Genomic DNA, 15,762 nt, shown 5'->3' with positions numbered 1-15,762 from the left:
CGGGCTCAGCGCTCGACGCCGCGGATGGGCGGGTGGTGGAAGGTGTCGCCGAACGCGCGTTCCGAGGCGCCCTCGCGGTCGAGGTAGGGCGATGCGCCGCCATCGATGAACGGCCACCCCGCGCCGAGGATGAGGCAGAGGTCGATGTCCTCGACCTCGGGCACGACGCCCTCGTCGAGCATGACGTGCATCTCTTCGGCGAGCCCGTCCTGCACGCGTGCGAGGATCGTGGCCGCCGACGCCGGGGAGCGACCGATGTGCCCCTTCAGCACCTTCTCCGCCGCCTTCGTGAAGCCCGTCACGCGGCCGCCCTTGTCCTTCTCGACGACCTCGGCGAGCTCGGCCAGCGCGTGGAAGTTCTCGTTGGCGTAGAAGCGCTCGGGGAAGGCGGATGCCATCGTGTCCTGAACGTGCGCGGCCACCTTCCAGCCGACGAGGTCGATGAGCTGGAACGGTCCCATCGGCAGGCCGAGCGGGGCGAAGGCCTTCTCGACCTCGCCGACCGGGGTGCCCTCGTAGACGGCGCGAGCGGCCTCGCCCATCACCTTCGCGAGGAGCCTGTTGACGACGAAGCCCGGGGCGTCGGCGGTGAGAACGGCCTTCTTGCCCAGTGCTCGCGCGACGACGAACGCGGTCGACAGCGCGGCATCCGTCGTCTTCTCCGTGCGCACGACCTCGATGAGCGGCATGACGGCGACAGGGTTGAAGAAGTGGAAGCCGACGAGGCGCTCGGGATGGGCGAGTTTCGCGCCGATCTCGGCGACCGAGAGCGAGGAGGTGTTGGTCGCGAGGATGGCGTCCTCGGAGACGACCGCCTCGATGCCGGCGAAAACCTGCTGCTTGACGCCGACCTCCTCGAAGACCGCCTCGATGACGAAGTCGCAGTCGGCGTACTCGGACGTGTCGGTCGTGCCCCGCACGAGCCCGCGGAGCCTGTTGGCGGTGTCGCCGTCCAGGCGGCCCTTGGCCTCGAGCGCGCCGATCTCGTCATGGATGTGCGCCACGCCCTTGTCGACGCGGGCCTGGTCGATGTCGGTGATGAGCACCGGCACCTGCAGCTTGCGCACGAAGAGGAGCGCGAACTGGCTGGCCATGAGTCCCGCACCGATGATGCCGACCTTGGTGACCTTCTTCGCCAGCGCCTTGTCGGGCGCGCCGACGGGTCGCTTCGCGCGCTTCTGGACCAGGTCGAACGCGTACATGGATGCCGCGAACTGGTCGCCCACGACGAGGTCTGCGAGGGCTTCGTCCTCGCGCGCGAATCCCTCGGCCTTCGTCCCCGACCGTGCCTGCTCGAGCAGGTCGAGGGCGACGTAGGGGGAGCGCGGCACGGACCCGATCCGGGACTCGAGCATCCCCCGCGCCATCTTGATCGCGACGGGCCACTTCACGGTGCGCTCGATCCGGCCGGGAGCGTTCCTGCGCTCGACCTTCTGGTCTCCGCCGAGCACGCGATCGGCCCACCGCAGGGAGTCCTCGAGATAGGACGCCGCGGGGAAGATCGCATCCATGATGCCGAGGTCGAAGGCCTGCTGTGGTTTGAGCATCCGGTTCTGCTTCAGCGGGTTCGAGATGACGACCTCGAGCGCGTTCTCGATCCCGATGAGGTTCGGCAGCAGGTAGGCGCCGCCCCACCCCGGGATGAGCCCCAGGAAGACCTCGGGCAGCGCGATCGCGGCGGCGGACGCGTCGACCGTGCGGTACGTCGCGTTCAGCGCGATTTCGAGCCCGCCGCCGAGCGCGAGCCCGTTGACGAACGCGAACGAGGGCACGCCCAGCTCGCTCAGGGAGCCCAGGACCTTGTGGCCCAGCTGCGCGACCAGTCGCGCGTCGTCCTTCGAGCCGACCTTCGTGATGTCGGAGAGGTCGGCGCCCGCGGCGAGGATGTACTGCTTGCCGGTGATCCCGACCGCGTCGATCTCGCCCGCCGCGGCGCGGGCCGCCAACGCCGAGAGCACCTCGCCGAGCTGCGTCAGGGTCGCGGGGCCGAGCGTGTTGGGTCGGGTGTGATCGCGGCCGTTGTCGAGGGTGATCAGGGCCAGCACGCGACCGGAGGGGAGTCTCACGTCCCGCACGCGCGAGTGCGTGACGACCTCGTCATCCGTCGCCTTCTGGATGGGCGAGAAGTCGACGTGCTCGTACTGTGCGATGGCGCTGTCGGTCATCGGCGTCCTCACTTCTTCCTCTTCTTGCCGTCGTAGTGCGGGTTCTCCCAGATGACGGAGCCGCCCTGCCCGAGGCCGACGCACATCGCGGTCAGCCCGTAGCGCACGTCGGGGCGTTCTGCGAACTGCGCGGCGAGCTGGATCATCAGGCGCACACCGGATGCCGCGAGCGGGTGTCCCACGGCGATGGCTCCGCCCCACTGGTTCACCCGGGGGTCGTCGTCGGCGATGCCGAAGTGGTCGAGCAGCGAGAGCACCTGGACGGCGAAGGCCTCGTTCAGCTCGAACAGACCGATGTCGTCGATCGTGAGCCCCGCCTTGCGCAGGGCCTTCTCCGTCGAGGGGACGGGCCCGATGCCCATGATCTCGGGCGCGACGCCCGCGAAGGCGTAGGAGACCAGGCGCATCTTCGGCGCGAGTCCCAGTTCCTTCGCCGCGGCTCCGCCGGCGAGCAGGCTCACGGTCGCGCCGTCCGTGAGGGGCGAGGAGGTCCCGGCCGTCACACGCCCGTGGGGGCGGAAGGGAGTCTTGAGGGAGCGCAGGCCCTCCATCGTGGTCTCGGGGCGCCGGCCCTCGTCCTCGGTCGCGAGCCCCCAGGCGCCGTCGGCCGCCTTCACGGCGACCGGGACGAGGTCGGGCTGGATCTTGCCCGCGTCGTAGGCAGCCTGCGCCTTGTGCTGGCTCAGCATGCCGAACCGGTCGGCGCGCTCCTTGGTGAGGTGCGGAAAGCGGTCGTGGATGCGCTCGGCCGTGACACCCATGTTCAGCGCGTCGGCGCTGACCAGCTTCTCGGTGAGGAATCGGGGGTTGGGGTCGGCGTCGCCGCCCAGCGGGTGCCTGCCCATGTGCTCGACGCCGCCCGCGATGGCCAGGTCGTACATCCCGAGACCGATCGAGCCCGCCATGGTCGTCACGGACGTCATGGCGCCGGCGCACATGCGATCGATGGCGAAGCCGGGGACCGACTGGGGCAGTCCCGCCAGAATCGCGGCCGTGCGGCCGAGGGTGAGACCCTGGTCGCCTTGCTGCGTCGTCGCGGCGATGGCGACGTCGTCGACGCGGTCGGCCGGGACGCCGCCGTTGCGTTCCATCAGACCGATCATCGCCTTCACGACGAGGTCGTCGGCCCGGGTGTTCCAATACATGCCTTTTTCGCCGGCGCGCCCGAAGGGCGTACGCACACCATCGACGAAGAAGACGTCCGAGATCTCGGCCACTCTGCCTCCAAACATAGGGGTGAAGTCAGCCTAGGAGCGGGATCGGAGTCGCCCGGAATCGCTTGGGTCGAACCTACGAGGCCTCTTCAGGGGCGCTCGGAGGCTCTTGTGTGGAATCGACAAAGGCTTCGACGATCGTCTGTGCAGTCCGCTCAATCTGCCAGCGGCGCGCGCCGAGGGTCGCGAGTGCAGCCCCGACGGAGGCGGCGTCGAGCGGCTCGGGTGGGTTCCAGGAGAGGCGCCGGAGCGAGTCGGGAGTGAGCAGATTCTCCACCGGCATCCCGAGCTCGGCGGCCACGGCATCCACGGCCGGCTTGGCGGCCTTGAGCCTCGCGTCGGCGGCGGGATTGCGGTCGCGCCAGACCCGCGGCGGGGGCGGTCCGTCGCCGGAGACCCGCTCGATGGGAAGCTCCGAGCTCGCGCGACCCCTCTCGATGGCCTGCCACCAGCGGTCGAGCTGGCTGCGGCTCGCCCTCCCCGTGAACTCCTTGACCGAGGCGAGCGCCTGCTTGGTGGCCGGATCTGCGAGCACCGCCGCGACGAGAGCGCGGTCGGGGACGAGACGGCCGGGGGACGTATCGACCTCGCGCGCATAGTCCTCGCGGGCCGTCCACAGCTCGCGGGCGACGGCGAGCGCTCGTCGTCCTCGCACCGTGTGGAGCCCGCTCAGCCGTCGCCACGGGTCCTCCCGGGGAGGCCGCGCGGGCCGTTCCAGCACGGCCCGGAACTCCTCCTCCGCGATCTCCGTCTTGCCCTGCTCTGCGAGCGCCGCGGCGAGCCGGTCGCGCACGTCGACCAGGTGGAGCACATCGAGCACGGCGTATTCGAGCCACGAGTCGGGCAGCGGGCGTGTGGACCAGTCGGCCGCCGAATGCGCCTTGGCCAGGGCGATGCCGAGCTCCTCCTCGACGACCGCGCCCAGCCCGACGCGCTCCCGGCCGAGCAGCCGCGCCGCCAGCTCGGTGTCGAAGATGGCCGCCGGTTCCAGCCCCGCCTCGCGCAGCGAGGGCAGATCCTGGCTCGCTGCGTGCAGCACCCACTCCGCGTCGCCGATCGCCGCCTGCAGGGGGGCGAAGTCGCCGAGCGCCGGCGGGTCGAAGAGGAAGGCGCCCGCGCCCCGGCGGAAGACCTGGATGAGATAGGCCCGCTGCGAGTACCGGAAACCGGATGCGCGCTCGACGTCGACGGCGACGGGCCCGTGGCCCGCAGCCAGTGCGGTGCACGCGCGGGCGAATCCGGCGGCCTCGTCGATCACGGGATGCCGCGTCTCCACGGCGGGGGAATCAGTCACGTGGGCTCCTGAAAGGGGTGAGCAGAGTGATGCCCTCGGACCCCGGAGGGAGGCCGGCGAGCATGCAGAGCAGTTCGGCCCAGGCCTCGACGTGAGCGTCGATCGGGCCCGGGCCGGGGGACCACGAGGCGCGCAGCTCTATCTGCGCTCCGTCTCCTTCCGCGGCGAGGCCGCCGAAGCCGGTGGAGATCGTCTTGGTCGCCGTGCCGGATGCCGAATGATACGACGCGCCGCGGGATTCCAGGGCGTCGATGAGCCAGGACCACGCCACGTCGGCCAGGAGGGGATCGGTGCCGATCTCCGGCTCCAAGGGGGCCTGCGCGAACGACACGATGCGCCACGGACCGTTCCAGGGCTCCGGCTGCGCGGGGTCGTGCAGGAGGACGATGCGCCCGGTGCCGTACGGGGAGTCCTCGTGGGCTTCGGGGGGACGGACGTCGCCGGCGAGCGCGAACGCCTCGGGCGCGAGCCCGGGGGGCGCCCCGATCTCCCGCACGACGAGATCGCCGCGGAAGGAGAGCTCGCGAACGGCGGACACCGCGAGCGCGAACTCCGCGGACGGGTCCGGGCCGGGGCGGTCTTCGGTCACGCCCACAGACTAAAGTGAGGCCACGATGATGGACCCCAGGCGCGCCGCGGGCAGCACTCCCGCCCTCGTCGGCGCACTCCGGCTGACGATCACCGCTCTCAGCGCCTCGCTCGCGATCCTTCTGACCGCGATGGCAGTCGTGGCGGGACGCCTCGCGCGCCGGGTGGTGACGCCCGCGGCGCGTGTGGCGGACACGACGGTGACGGCGCTCGACACGGCGGCGCAGACGATCACGCTGGTGCGCAGCGACGACACCCGCCTGCCCGGCCGGTACGGGCTCTTCACGACGGGGACCGAGCCCTATCTCAAGCTCGGCACCGTGCTCTCCGAGGGCGAGCGCACGGTGACCCGCAAGCTGCTGACGCACATCCCGCACTCCGGTCACGTCGGTGCGGACGCGGCCTTCAGCGGGTGGTACTACGACCGTCCGGAGCAGCTTCATCTGCCCTTCGCCGCGGAGCTGATCGGCGCTCCCCTCGGGCCGTGTCCGGCGTGGCTGTTCCCCGCGGCCGAGCCGAGCTCGCGGTGGGTCGTCCAGATCCACGGGCGGGGGACGACGCGAGCGGAGGCGCTGCGGGCGGTGCCGGTCTTCCGCGACCTCGGCTACACGAGCCTCCTGGTGTCGTACCGCAACGACGGCGAGGCCCCCCGCACCCGGCAGGGCACGTACACGCTCGGCGCGACCGAGTGGCGCGACATCGACGCGGCGATCTCCTTCGCCCGGCGACGCGGTGCGCGACGTATCGTGCTGATGGGGTGGTCGATGGGCGGTGCGATCGCGCTCCAGGCCGCCCTCAACTCCGCGCACCGCGAGCACATCGACGGCATCGTGCTGGATTCGCCCGCCATCGACTGGGCCGACGTGCTCCGTCATCAGGCCGGACTGCGCCGCCTTCCGCGCCCGCTCGTGGGGCTCGCCCTCGGGGCGCTCGGCGCGCCCTGGGCCGGACCGATGCGCGGCGGCGGTGCGGCGATACCCTTCGAACGGCTCGACGTCGTGCGACGATCGGCCGAGCTGCGGCATCCGATGCTCATCCTGCACAGCGACGACGACGGATTCGTGCCCTCCGACGCGTCGCACGCGCTGGCCATCGCGCGTCCCGACCTCGTCGAGCTCGAGGTCTTCACCGAGGCGAGACACACGAAACTGTGGAACTACGACCCCGAGCGGTGGACCCGGGCGATCAGGCGCTGGGTGACGGAGCGCGGCCTGGATTCCGACCCAGCCGAAGATAGCTGAAGCCCGCCTCGTCGACGAGCATCCCCGTCACGACCAACTCGGCGCGTTCGGAGAGGTCGACGAAGGGACCGCTCGAGGGCGTCAGTGCGGGGGCGACGCTGACGCAGGCCTCATCGATCGCTCCCGCGCCGAGGAACGCCGAGGCGAGCGAGGTGCCGCCCTCGCACACGACCGAGCGCAGCCCGCGCTCCGCGAGGGCGCCGAGGATCTCGTCGGGCGTCAGGTGCGCGCCGGCGCTGTCGACGCCGACGACGGGGGCGCCGAGGGCGGCGGTGCGCCGCGCGACCTCGCTCTCGCGGCCCCGAGGGCACACGATGAGCGCGCGCCGCGAGGCATCCGGGCCTAGTCTGTGACCGCTCAGGTCGCCGGACGCCGTGACGATCGCGAGCGTCGCGGACCGCGGAAGGACGTAGCCCTCCGCCCGCACGGTCTGGGCGCCGACGACCACGGCATCCGCGGCGGATCGGATGGTCTTCAGGATGGCGCGGTCCGTGGGGCTGGTCAGGGTGTCGCTCGTGCCGTCCTCGCCCACGGCGGATCCCGTCAGGCCGGTCACCATGTTCATCCGGACGCGCACCCCGGCAGCGGGGCGGTAGATCTCGGCGATCGCCTCGAGCCCCTCGTCGGACTCGGGGTCCAGGGTGCGGAGGGTGCGGGGGAGCACCTCGGTGACGAGCATGTGTCAGGCCGCGGAGCGCTCGCGCACCTGGCGCTTGACTCGGCGCAGCATCCCCGACATGCCCGCGATGCGCAGGGGCGAGACGGCGCGGGTGAGGCCGATGCTCTGAGGGAAGTCGTCGGGGATCGCGAGCACCTCTGCGGCGCCGAGCCCGGAGATGCCCTGCACCAGGATGCTCGCGAAGCCGCGCGTGGTCGGTGCTTCGGCGGGCGCCGTCGCGTGCATGCGCACCACGCCCTCGGGAGTGACGTCGACGATGATGTACACCGGCGACTGACACTCGGCGACCCGCTCGCGCAGCTCGGGGCGATCGGCGTACTCGCCGGGAACCTCGGGTAGCTCGCCGGAGAACTCGAGCAGGAGCTGGAGCCGGTCGGGCTCGTCGAGCTCGAGGAACTCGTCGCGGATCTGCGCCAGGGAGTCGGGAAGCGAGTCGGTCACCGTCCCCATCCTGCCACCGTGAGCGCGCCGCGGGTCAGCGCGATGCCGGGTCGCCCGGCTCCGTGCCCGTCGCGATCGGCACGCGCACCGCGCTGCCCCACTCGGTCCACGATCCGTCGTAGTTGCGGACGTCGTCGAAGCCGAGCAGGTGCGTCAGCACGAACCACGTGTGGCTCGAGCGCTCTCCGATCCGGCAGTACGCCACGACGGAGTCGCCGGGGGCGAGCCCCGCACCGTCGAGGTAGACGCCCTCGAGGGCCTCGCGGGAGGCGAACGTGCCGTCCTCCGCGACGGCCTTCGCCCACGGCACGCTCTGCGCGCCGGGGATGTGGCCGGCGCGCAGAGCGCCCTCCTCGGGGTACGCGGGCGCCGACGTGCGCTCGCCCGAGTACTCCTCGGGGGAACGGACATCCACGAGGGGCTTGCCCAGGTGCGCGAGCACGTCGTCCTTGTAGGCGCGCAGCACCGAGTCGTCGCGCTCGACGACCGGGTAGTCGGTGGTCTCGACGGCGGAGTGCTCCGTCGTCATCGGGCGGCCCTCGGCGATCCACAGGTCCCGTCCGCCGTCCAGCAGGCGCACGTCCTCGTGGCCGAAGAGCGAGAACACCCACAGCGCGTACGCCGCCCACCAGTTGTTCTTGTCGCCGTAGATGACGATGGTGTCCTCGCGCGAGATGCCCTTGCGGGACATGAGCGCGGCGAAGCCCTCCCCGTCGACGTAATCCCGGACGACGGGGTCGTTCAGCTCGGTGTGCCAGTCGACCTTGACGGCGCCGGGGATGTGTCCCGTCTCGTAGAGCAGCACGTCCTCGTCGGATTCGACCACCACGAGGCCCGGGGTGCCGAGGCGCTGCTGCAGCCACTCGCCCGTGACGAGGCGCTCGGGATGGGCGTAGCCGGCGAACTTCGGGTCGGATGCGTCGGTGTCGACGGTCATGGATGCCTCCGAGGGTCTCGCCCGATCGCTGTGCGCGGAGGGGCCTGAGCGGAACGGCGTAGGGTTGATGCCGTCGGAGAAACCCTAGATCGCGAGGCGGGCGCACGCACGTCCGCCATCGTCATGTGACGAGAAGGACGGCATGGCCCCCACCACATCCACCGGCACCGTCCACCTCACCGATCTGCAGCCGCAGGTGACGGGGGCCGAGATGATCGCTCATCTGGTGCCGCCGCCGCAGTTCGCCGAGGCAACGTTCGACACGTATCGCGCCGATCCGGCCTATCCGTCGCAGCAGGAGGCGAAGGAGACGCTCCTGGCGTTCTCCGGCGGGGGCGCGCCCGCGAAGAAGGGCGGATTCTTCTCCCGTGCGAAGAAGGGTCCGGACACCAAGCCGGGAATCTACCTCGACGGCGGATTCGGGGTGGGCAAGACCCACCTGCTCGCCGCGATCTACCACGCGATGCCCGCGCGCAGGAAGTACTTCGGCTCGTTCATCGAGTACACGGCGCTCGTCGGTGCGCTCGGGTACAAGAGCGCCGTCGAGCAGTTCCGCGGCGCCGACCTGCTCTGCATCGACGAGTTCGAGCTGGACGATCCCGGCGACACGATGGTGATGACGCGCCTGCTCGGCGAGCTGGTCGCGTCGGGCACCAAGCTGGCCGCCACGAGCAACACCCCGCCGAACGCGCTGGGGGAGGGGAGGTTCGCCGCGCAGGACTTCCTGCGCGAGATCCACGCCATGTCGGCCCACTTCCAGACCCTGCGGATCGACGGCGTGGACTACCGGCAGCGCTCCCTCGACGGGCACGCCGAGGTGCAGACCGATGACGCCTACGCGTCGGCGATCGCGGATGCCGCGGCATCCGGTGTCGCCTCCGACGACGCCTTCGACGACCTCATCGCCCACCTCGCCCGCGTGCACCCCTCGCGGTACGTCCGCATGATCGAGGGCGTGGACGTCGTGGGCCTGCGGGATGTCACCCAGCTCACCGATCAGTCGGCGGCCCTGCGATTCGTCGCGTTCGTCGACCGCGTGTACGACGCGCAGGTGCCCATCCGGGCGACGGGCCTGTCGCTGGACCAGGTGTTCTCCGAGGAGATGCTCGCGGGGGGCTACCGGAAGAAGTATCTGCGCGCGACATCACGCCTGATCGCCTCCACCGCAGCCTGATTCGGCGATCGCAAGCGGATTTCCCGGCCCGTTCCGGGTGCGCCGAAACGCGATGTTTACCGGGCGGCACCTCGTGTAACACGAGCGAAACATGGGTCCCACACCGACCGTAACCAACCCTCGCCAGACTGGGACGCGTCGCGGGCCCTCACCTACCCGAATGCCCGCGCGTCTCGTAACACCAACACATGGATGAGGAACTTCATGGATAGCGGAAATCTCGCGTGGTCCGTCACGGCAACGGCGCTCGTGCTTCTCATGACGCCCGGCGTCGCTTTCTTCTACGGCGGTCTGGTGAAGGCCAAGAGCGTCGTCAGCATGATGATGATGAGCTTCGGCGCGCTCGGGCTCGTCAGCGTCCTGTGGATCCTCTACGGATTCAACATGAGCGCCGTCGAGAGCCCCTGGGCGTTCGCCGGCAACCCCTTCGTGGACTTCGGTCTGTCGTCGCTGGATGACAACGGCCTGGTGGGCGCCGCGTTCGGCGCCACCTTCGCGATCATCACGGTCGCCCTGATCTCCGGCGCCATCGCCGACCGCGCCAAGTTCGGCGCGTGGATGATCTTCGCCGGCGTGTGGGTCACGCTCGTCTACTTCCCCGTCGCGGCGTGGGTCTGGGGCGGCGGCTGGGTCTACAGCCTCGGCGAGACCTTCGGCTTCGCCACCAACGTCATCGACTACGCCGGAGGCACCGCGGTGCACATCAACGCCGGTGCGGCGGCACTCGCGCTCGCGCTCGTGCTCGGAAAGCGCGTCGGCTTCCAGAAGGGCATCCACAAGCCCCACAACGTGCCGCTCGTCCTTCTGGGCGCCGCGCTCCTGTGGTTCGGCTGGTTCGGCTTCAACGGCGGTGCGGAGGGCACCTTCGGCCTGCTGGGCACGGAGGACTCGCTGGTCGGCCTCATCACGATCAACACCCTCGGTTCGACCGCTGCGGCCGTCATCGGCTGGCTGATCGTCGAGAAGCTCAAGGACGGCAAGGCCACGTCGGTCGGCGCGGCGTCCGGTGCCGTCGCCGGTCTGGTCGCGATCACCCCCGCCTGTGCCAACCTCACGCCCGGCTGGGCCCTGCTGCTCGGTATCGTCACCGGTGCCGTCTGCGCCCTCGCGATCGAGCTGAAGTGGAAGCTCGGCTACGACGACTCGCTCGACGTCGTCGGCATCCACCTCGTCGGTGGTCTCATCGGAACGATCTACCTCGGCTTCTTCGCCACCGAGACCGGCCTCTTCCTGGGCGGCGGCGTGGAGCAGCTCGTGCTGCAGGTCATCGCCGCGGTGGGTGTCCTGGTCTACTCCTTCGTGCTGGCCTGGATCATCGGGTTCGCGATCGAGAAGACCATCGGCTTCCGGATCAAGAACGAGGACGAGCTGGCCGGTGTCGACACCGTCGTGCACGGCGAAGAGGGCTACGCCCTCGCCGAGCGCGAGTGATCTCGACTCACTGAACGCAAGGAGGGGCGTCGCGCATCGCGCGGCGCCCCTCCTTGCGTGTTCGGGGGCGAGACGGGGCACGGCTAGGGTGATCGCGTGAGAGGACCCCGCGGCATCCTGCGCTCGCTGCTCGGCGCGCTGACCCGTTCCGGTCGGATTGCCGACCCCGTCCGGCAACCCGATGCGGGTTCGCGCGCGGACGCGATGCAGACCCGCGAGATCGCGCCGCCGGCGGCGTCGGCGCTGACGATCAGCTACGCGCCCGATCGCGATGGCGACCCCGACGGGGGAGAGATCGTCTGGACGTGGGTGCCCTACGTCGAGCAGGACGGCCGGGGGAAGGACCGCCCCGTGCTGGTGCTCGGTCCCGCCCCGGGCGGCCGTGTCTACGCGGTCAAGCTGACGAGCAAGCCGCGCGAGGGCGATGCCGACGCGGTCGCGCTCGGCGCCGGCCCCTGGGATGCGCGGGGACGGCCCTCGTGGGTCGATCTCGATCAGGTCTACGTCGTGCACCCCGCGGGCATGCGTCGCGAGGCGGCGGCCCTGGACCGCGAGCGATTCGCGCGGGTGGCGGAGATCCTGCGTCGTCGCTACGGCTGGCGCAGCGACGTCTCCTAGGGCGTCGCGCCCGCGAGCTCTTCCCGGACGATGGCCGCGCCCGCGCTGAGCGCGCTCAGCTTGCCGAGGGCCACGTCCCGGGGCAGCGGGGCCATTCCGCAGTTCGTGCTCGGGACGAGCTTGTCCGCATCGACGAACCTCAACGCGCTCCGGAGGGTGTCGGCGACGTCCTCCGGGCTCTCGATCATCTCGCTCGCCACATCGATGGCCCCGAGCATGACCTTCTTGCCACGGATGAGCTCGACGAGCTCCATCGGGACGTGCGAGTGGTGGCACTCCAGGGAGACCATGTCGATCGTCGACCTCTGCAGGAGCGGGAACGTCTCCTCGTACTGCCGCCACTGCGCCCCGAGCGTCGCCTTCCAGTCGTTGTTCGCTTTGATCCCGTACCCGTAGCAGATGTGCACGGCGGTCTCGGCGCGCAGTCCCTCGGTCGCCCTCTCCAGCGTCGCCACCCCCCAATCCCGGACCTCGTCGAAGAACACGTTGAACGCGGGTTCGTCGAACTGGATGATGTCGACGCCGGCCGCCTCGAGCTCCCTCGCCTCCTGATTGAGGATCGTCGCGAACTCCCACGCCAGCTTCTCGCGGCTCTTGTAGTGGCGGTCGTAGAGCGTGTCGATCATGGTCATCGGGCCAGGCAGCGCCCACTTGATCGGCCGGTCGGTCTGCCGGCGGAGGAAGCGCGCGTCGTCGACGAAGACGGGTCTTTCGCGGCTCACGGCGCCGACGACGGTCGGCACGCTCGCGTCGTACCGGTTGCGGATTCGAACGGTCTCGCGCCGCTCGAAGTCGACCCCGGTGAGATGCTCGATGAACGTCGTGACGAAGTGCTGGCGGGTCTGCTCACCGTCGCTGACGATGTGGATGCCGCGCCGGCCCTGTTCCTGGACGGCGATTCGAAGCGCATCCTGCTTTCCCTCGATCAGTTCGTCGCCGGCCAGCTTCCAGGGAGACCAGAGGGTTTCCGGCTGCGCGAGCCATGCCGGCTTCGGCAGGCTGCCGACGATCGCGGTGGGAAGAAGCGTGTTCATGGTCGATGATTCTCCGCTCGTCATCCGACCGGAGTGGGGTAGCCGGCGGCCCACTGCTGCAGCAGCTTCCTGTGGGGCTTCACGAAATGCTCCTCCGTGTACTTGCCCTGCTTTGCCGCGAGCTGACTGCGCTCGACCCGGTCGTAGGCGATCTGCGTCCGGGAGTAGTCCTGCCGATCCAGGCTCGGCCGGTAGACGCCGGCAGCGGCCGAGTTCGCGTTGTAGATCTCGGGCCGATAGATCTTCTGGAACGTCTCCATCGTGCTGACCGTGCCGATCAGCTGCAGGCTGGAGTAGTGGTTGAGCAGGTCGTCGCGGGAGTAGAACGCGAGCGGCGCGACGCTCCCGGTCGGCATGAAGTACCGGGCCGTGAGCCCCATTCTCGCGAAATAGTCGTCGGTCAGGGACGGCTTGTCCTGCTGATATTCGACTCCGAGGATCGGGTGGTGGTTCGCGGTCTGTCGATAGGTCCTGCTCGTCGAGACGCTGATGCAGATCACGGGCGGCGCCGGGAATCGTTCCCGGTACGCGGCGGAGGCGAGGAAGTGCTGGAAGAGCTTGCCGTGCAGATCGCCGAAGTCGTCGGGAACGGTGAACCCGGTCGCGCCCTCGTTGACGGAGGGCAGCAGCACGCTGAAGTCGAAATCGCGGACGTACGACGAGAAGTTGTTCCCCACGATCCCGGGGATGCGTTCGCCGGTCTTCAGGTCGACGATCCGGACGTCCAGCATCTCGAGCAGCGGGAAACTTCGGTCGTCGCCGTCTGGTGAGAGCTGCAGCTCTGCAGAGACGATCTCGAGTTCGACGGTGTACCGGTCCCTGTCCGGGTTGTCCCAGTGCGCGAGGTCGTTGAATCGGCGGTCGATCATCGTCAGGGCGTTGCGGAGATTCTGCTGACGGTGCTCGCCTCGCGCGAGATTGGCGAAGTTCGTCGTGATCCGCGAGCTGTCCGACGGCGAGTAGGCCTCGTCGAAGCGGGTGGTGGTGATGCTGAAGGTGAAGTCGTTCGTCATGAGAGGCCAATCCGGTGGGTGATCGGCCGGGCTCGGCCTTGCGGAAGTCGCTAGAGCCATGGTGCAGGCGTGGGGCATCCATCGACAAAGTTGAGGAAACTATGCATCCCTATAGGCTCTACCTATGGTTCGGGGATCGGGCTCCATCACGCTGCAGCAGCTCCATTACTTCATTGAGGTCGCCGCGGAGGGGTCGATCAGTGCCGCGGCCGACCTGCTCTACGTCTCCCAGCCGACGATGTCCGCGGCGATGAAGGACCTCGAGAGCCGGGTGGGCCGCTCCCTCCTCGTCCGCTCCGCCCGCGGCGTGACGCTCACCGCCGACGGGGCGGAGTTCCTCGGATACGCGAGGCAGGTCACCGAACAGGTAGAGCTGCTCGAGCAGCGCTACCTTGGCCGGCCGCCGTCGCGTCGCCTGCTGGGGGTGTCGGCACAGCACTACTCCTTCGTGGTTGAGGCGTTCGTCCGGATGGTGAAGGGCAGCGACGCGGCCGAGTACGAGTTCTCGCTGCGGGAGACGCGCACGTGGGACATCATCGAGGACGTCCGGACGCTGCGCAGCGAGCTCGGCATCCTCTATCGCAACGACTTCAACCGGAACGTCATCGACAAACTCCTCCGGGACTCCGGGCTCGCCTTCCGCCCGCTCTTCTTCGCCGCGCCGCACATCTTCATCTCCCGCAAGAACCCCCTCGCCTCTCGGGATCGCGTCACCCTTGCCGATCTTGCCGACCTGCCGCGCCTCACCTTCGACCAGGGGGCAAACAACTCGTTCTACTTCGCCGAGGAGATCCTCTCCACCCTGTCGGGCAAGCAGGAGATCCGCGTCTCCGACCGCGCGACGATCTTCAACCTCATGATCGGGCTCGACGGCTACACGATCTCGACGGGCATCATCAGCGACGACCTCGACCCGGAGATCGCCGCCGTCCCGCTCGACGTCGACGAGCGCATCGAGATCGGCTGGATCGGCCACTCTGCGATCCCGCTCACCGAGCAGGCCCAGCGCTATCTCGCAGAACTGCGGCTCGTCGCGGCCGAGTTCGGTGTGGCGCTGCTCGACGAGTTGTGAACCGCTGGCCCGGGAACGGAAGAACCCCCGGAAATCCGGGGGTTTCGCGGTGGGCCTTCGCAAGCGATTCTCAAACACGAGGCCTGGCTCACCCATCCTTCTGGGCTTTCTCATCACCCTGGTGATGGAGTTCTTCCCGGTTGCCTTTCCGGTGATCGCTGTCGAACAACTCGGCGCGCCGGCCTGGTTGCCGAGCCTCGCAAACGCCGGCCTGGCCGTGCTGTCGAGCACCCTCACAGGAGTCGCGGTGGCGCTGACGAGCTCACGTTCTCGGGCATTCGCTGTGCGACTCGGAGCAGTGCTGCTCTTGGCGTGGATCGCCTCAATGGCGGCCGTCTACGCGGTTCCTTCAGCGTGGCTTGCGGTGGCCCTGTTCGGATCGGCGCTGATCTTCGGAGTCGGCACGGTCGTGCTCAGCACGAGGATGAACGCGGCCGCGAGTGAGGTCGCCCCACCGGAACAGGCTGGACGCTACCTCGCTGCGTTCCAGTACTCATTCAGCGTCGCCAGCCTCACGCGCCTCTTCTGATGTCGGCTTTCGCGTGGTCGGGTTGGTTGCCGTGGGTGCTACTCGCATTGGGGCCTGAGGGGGCGCTCGTACTGCTTCCGTGGCTACGTCGCGCGCTGCCGCCCCGTGTGCTCGCTCTCGCTCCCGACGAGACTGAAGCCGGAGCCTCACCCGTCCGCATCCGACCGGTGAGGACGACGCCACCACCTGTTACAAGAGATGCACGATCCCTGTGTCACCCCAGGCGGACGCGAGATACTCCGCGGCGAGACGCCGATGACAACGATCAGGAGAGGCCTCTGAGCAGAGGAGCACTGCCTCGTTGAAGTCAGCAGGACTGAGCACCGCTTCGA

Annotated in this window: 16 protein-coding genes; 6 read left to right on the top strand and 10 right to left on the bottom strand. The window is 69.4% G+C overall.

All coding sequences use genetic code 11. The annotated features are described in order from the left end of the window. Positions 1-5: 5 nt before the first annotated feature. From ACIGCK_RS07945 to ACIGCK_RS07930, 4 genes are all read right to left on the bottom strand, one after another. Positions 6-2,165: a 3-hydroxyacyl-CoA dehydrogenase NAD-binding domain-containing protein gene (locus ACIGCK_RS07945; protein WP_396665172.1), complete on the bottom strand. Its 2,160-nt coding sequence runs from the start codon at positions 2,163-2,165 to the stop codon at positions 6-8. Between the two features lie 8 nt (positions 2,166-2,173). After that, on the bottom strand, positions 2,174-3,382 hold the full coding sequence (locus ACIGCK_RS07940) for a thiolase family protein (protein WP_396665170.1): 1,209 nt from the start codon (positions 3,380-3,382) through the stop codon (positions 2,174-2,176). A 73-nt stretch (positions 3,383-3,455) separates the two neighbouring features. Next, a complete protein-coding gene (locus ACIGCK_RS07935) occupies positions 3,456-4,673 on the bottom strand; it encodes a ribonuclease D (RefSeq protein ID WP_396665168.1) in 1,218 nt (405 codons plus the stop codon). Beyond that, the gene (locus ACIGCK_RS07930; protein ID WP_396665167.1) at positions 4,666-5,262 is read right to left on the bottom strand and encodes a DUF3000 domain-containing protein; all 597 of its coding nucleotides are present in this window, start codon (positions 5,260-5,262) and stop codon (positions 4,666-4,668) included. Before ACIGCK_RS07930 ends, ACIGCK_RS07935 begins: the two co-directional genes overlap by 8 nt. A gap of 25 nt (positions 5,263-5,287) precedes the next feature. Here ACIGCK_RS07930 and ACIGCK_RS07925 point away from each other — a divergent pair, with 25 nt between their 5' ends. Next, positions 5,288-6,502: an alpha/beta hydrolase family protein gene (locus tag ACIGCK_RS07925; protein ID WP_396665166.1), complete on the top strand. Its 1,215-nt coding sequence runs from the start codon at positions 5,288-5,290 to the stop codon at positions 6,500-6,502. Here ACIGCK_RS07925 and ACIGCK_RS07920 read toward each other — a convergent pair. The 3 genes from ACIGCK_RS07920 to ACIGCK_RS07910 are packed head-to-tail and all read right to left on the bottom strand — an operon-like array spanning position 6,447 to position 8,559. Next, entirely contained in the window at positions 6,447-7,181 is a 735-nt protein-coding gene (locus tag ACIGCK_RS07920) for a dihydrofolate reductase family protein (protein WP_330171846.1), read from the bottom strand. The two genes, ACIGCK_RS07925 and ACIGCK_RS07920, sit on opposite strands and share 56 nt — an antisense overlap. A 3-nt stretch (positions 7,182-7,184) precedes the next feature. Further along, positions 7,185-7,631, bottom strand: a complete 447-nt coding sequence (locus ACIGCK_RS07915) for a SufE family protein (protein ID WP_396665165.1) — start codon at positions 7,629-7,631, stop codon at positions 7,185-7,187. Positions 7,632-7,656: 25 nt separating this feature from the next. Beyond that, a complete protein-coding gene (locus tag ACIGCK_RS07910) occupies positions 7,657-8,559 on the bottom strand; it encodes a sulfurtransferase (protein WP_396665164.1) in 903 nt (300 codons plus the stop codon). A gap of 142 nt (positions 8,560-8,701) precedes the next feature. Between ACIGCK_RS07910 and zapE the strand changes: the two genes are divergently transcribed. The 3 genes from zapE to ACIGCK_RS07895 all read left to right on the top strand — a co-directional run bounded on the left by zapE (position 8,702) and on the right by ACIGCK_RS07895 (position 11,782). Next, complete coding sequence (zapE, locus tag ACIGCK_RS07905) at positions 8,702-9,733, top strand: cell division protein ZapE (RefSeq protein ID WP_396665163.1); 1,032 nt, start codon at positions 8,702-8,704, stop codon at positions 9,731-9,733. Positions 9,734-9,937: 204 nt separating this feature from the next. Then, the gene (locus ACIGCK_RS07900) at positions 9,938-11,164 is read left to right on the top strand and encodes an ammonium transporter (RefSeq protein ID WP_396665161.1); all 1,227 of its coding nucleotides are present in this window, start codon (positions 9,938-9,940) and stop codon (positions 11,162-11,164) included. A 96-nt stretch (positions 11,165-11,260) separates the two neighbouring features. Further along, positions 11,261-11,782, top strand: coding sequence for a type II toxin-antitoxin system PemK/MazF family toxin (locus tag ACIGCK_RS07895; RefSeq protein WP_396665159.1), 522 nt, complete (start codon positions 11,261-11,263; stop codon positions 11,780-11,782). Here ACIGCK_RS07895 and ACIGCK_RS07890 read toward each other — a convergent pair. Together ACIGCK_RS07890 and ACIGCK_RS07885 are read right to left on the bottom strand one after the other, a co-directional pair. Next, entirely contained in the window at positions 11,779-12,816 is a 1,038-nt protein-coding gene (locus ACIGCK_RS07890; protein ID WP_396665158.1) for a methionine synthase, read from the bottom strand. The two genes, ACIGCK_RS07895 and ACIGCK_RS07890, sit on opposite strands and share 4 nt — an antisense overlap. 20 nt (positions 12,817-12,836) lie before the next feature. After that, complete coding sequence (locus ACIGCK_RS07885; protein WP_396665156.1) at positions 12,837-13,829, bottom strand: DUF1852 domain-containing protein; 993 nt, start codon at positions 13,827-13,829, stop codon at positions 12,837-12,839. 124 nt (positions 13,830-13,953) lie between these two features. On the opposite strand from ACIGCK_RS07885, the gene ACIGCK_RS07880 reads away from it, so the two are divergent. Both ACIGCK_RS07880 and ACIGCK_RS07875 read left to right on the top strand, forming a co-directional pair. Further along, positions 13,954-14,901 carry a LysR family transcriptional regulator gene (locus tag ACIGCK_RS07880; RefSeq protein WP_396665154.1) on the top strand — a complete coding sequence of 316 codons (948 nt, stop codon included), beginning with the start codon at positions 13,954-13,956 and terminating at the stop codon, positions 14,899-14,901. Further along, positions 14,876-15,430, top strand: a complete 555-nt coding sequence (locus ACIGCK_RS07875; RefSeq protein ID WP_396665153.1) for an MFS transporter — start codon at positions 14,876-14,878, stop codon at positions 15,428-15,430. Before ACIGCK_RS07880 ends, ACIGCK_RS07875 begins: the two co-directional genes overlap by 26 nt. A gap of 189 nt (positions 15,431-15,619) precedes the next feature. Here the strand turns inward: ACIGCK_RS07875 and ACIGCK_RS07870 are convergent, their stop codons facing one another. Next, entirely contained in the window at positions 15,620-15,754 is a 135-nt protein-coding gene (locus ACIGCK_RS07870) for a DUF488 family protein (RefSeq protein WP_396665152.1), read from the bottom strand. Positions 15,755-15,762: the final 8 nt, after the last annotated feature.

The organism is Microbacterium sp. NPDC078428 (assembly GCF_044542535.1).
Taxonomy (GTDB): Bacteria; Actinomycetota; Actinomycetes; order Actinomycetales; family Microbacteriaceae; genus Microbacterium; species Microbacterium limosum.
Note: the sequence above shows the minus strand (reverse complement) of the source record. Positions and strands in the feature narration are given on the sequence as shown.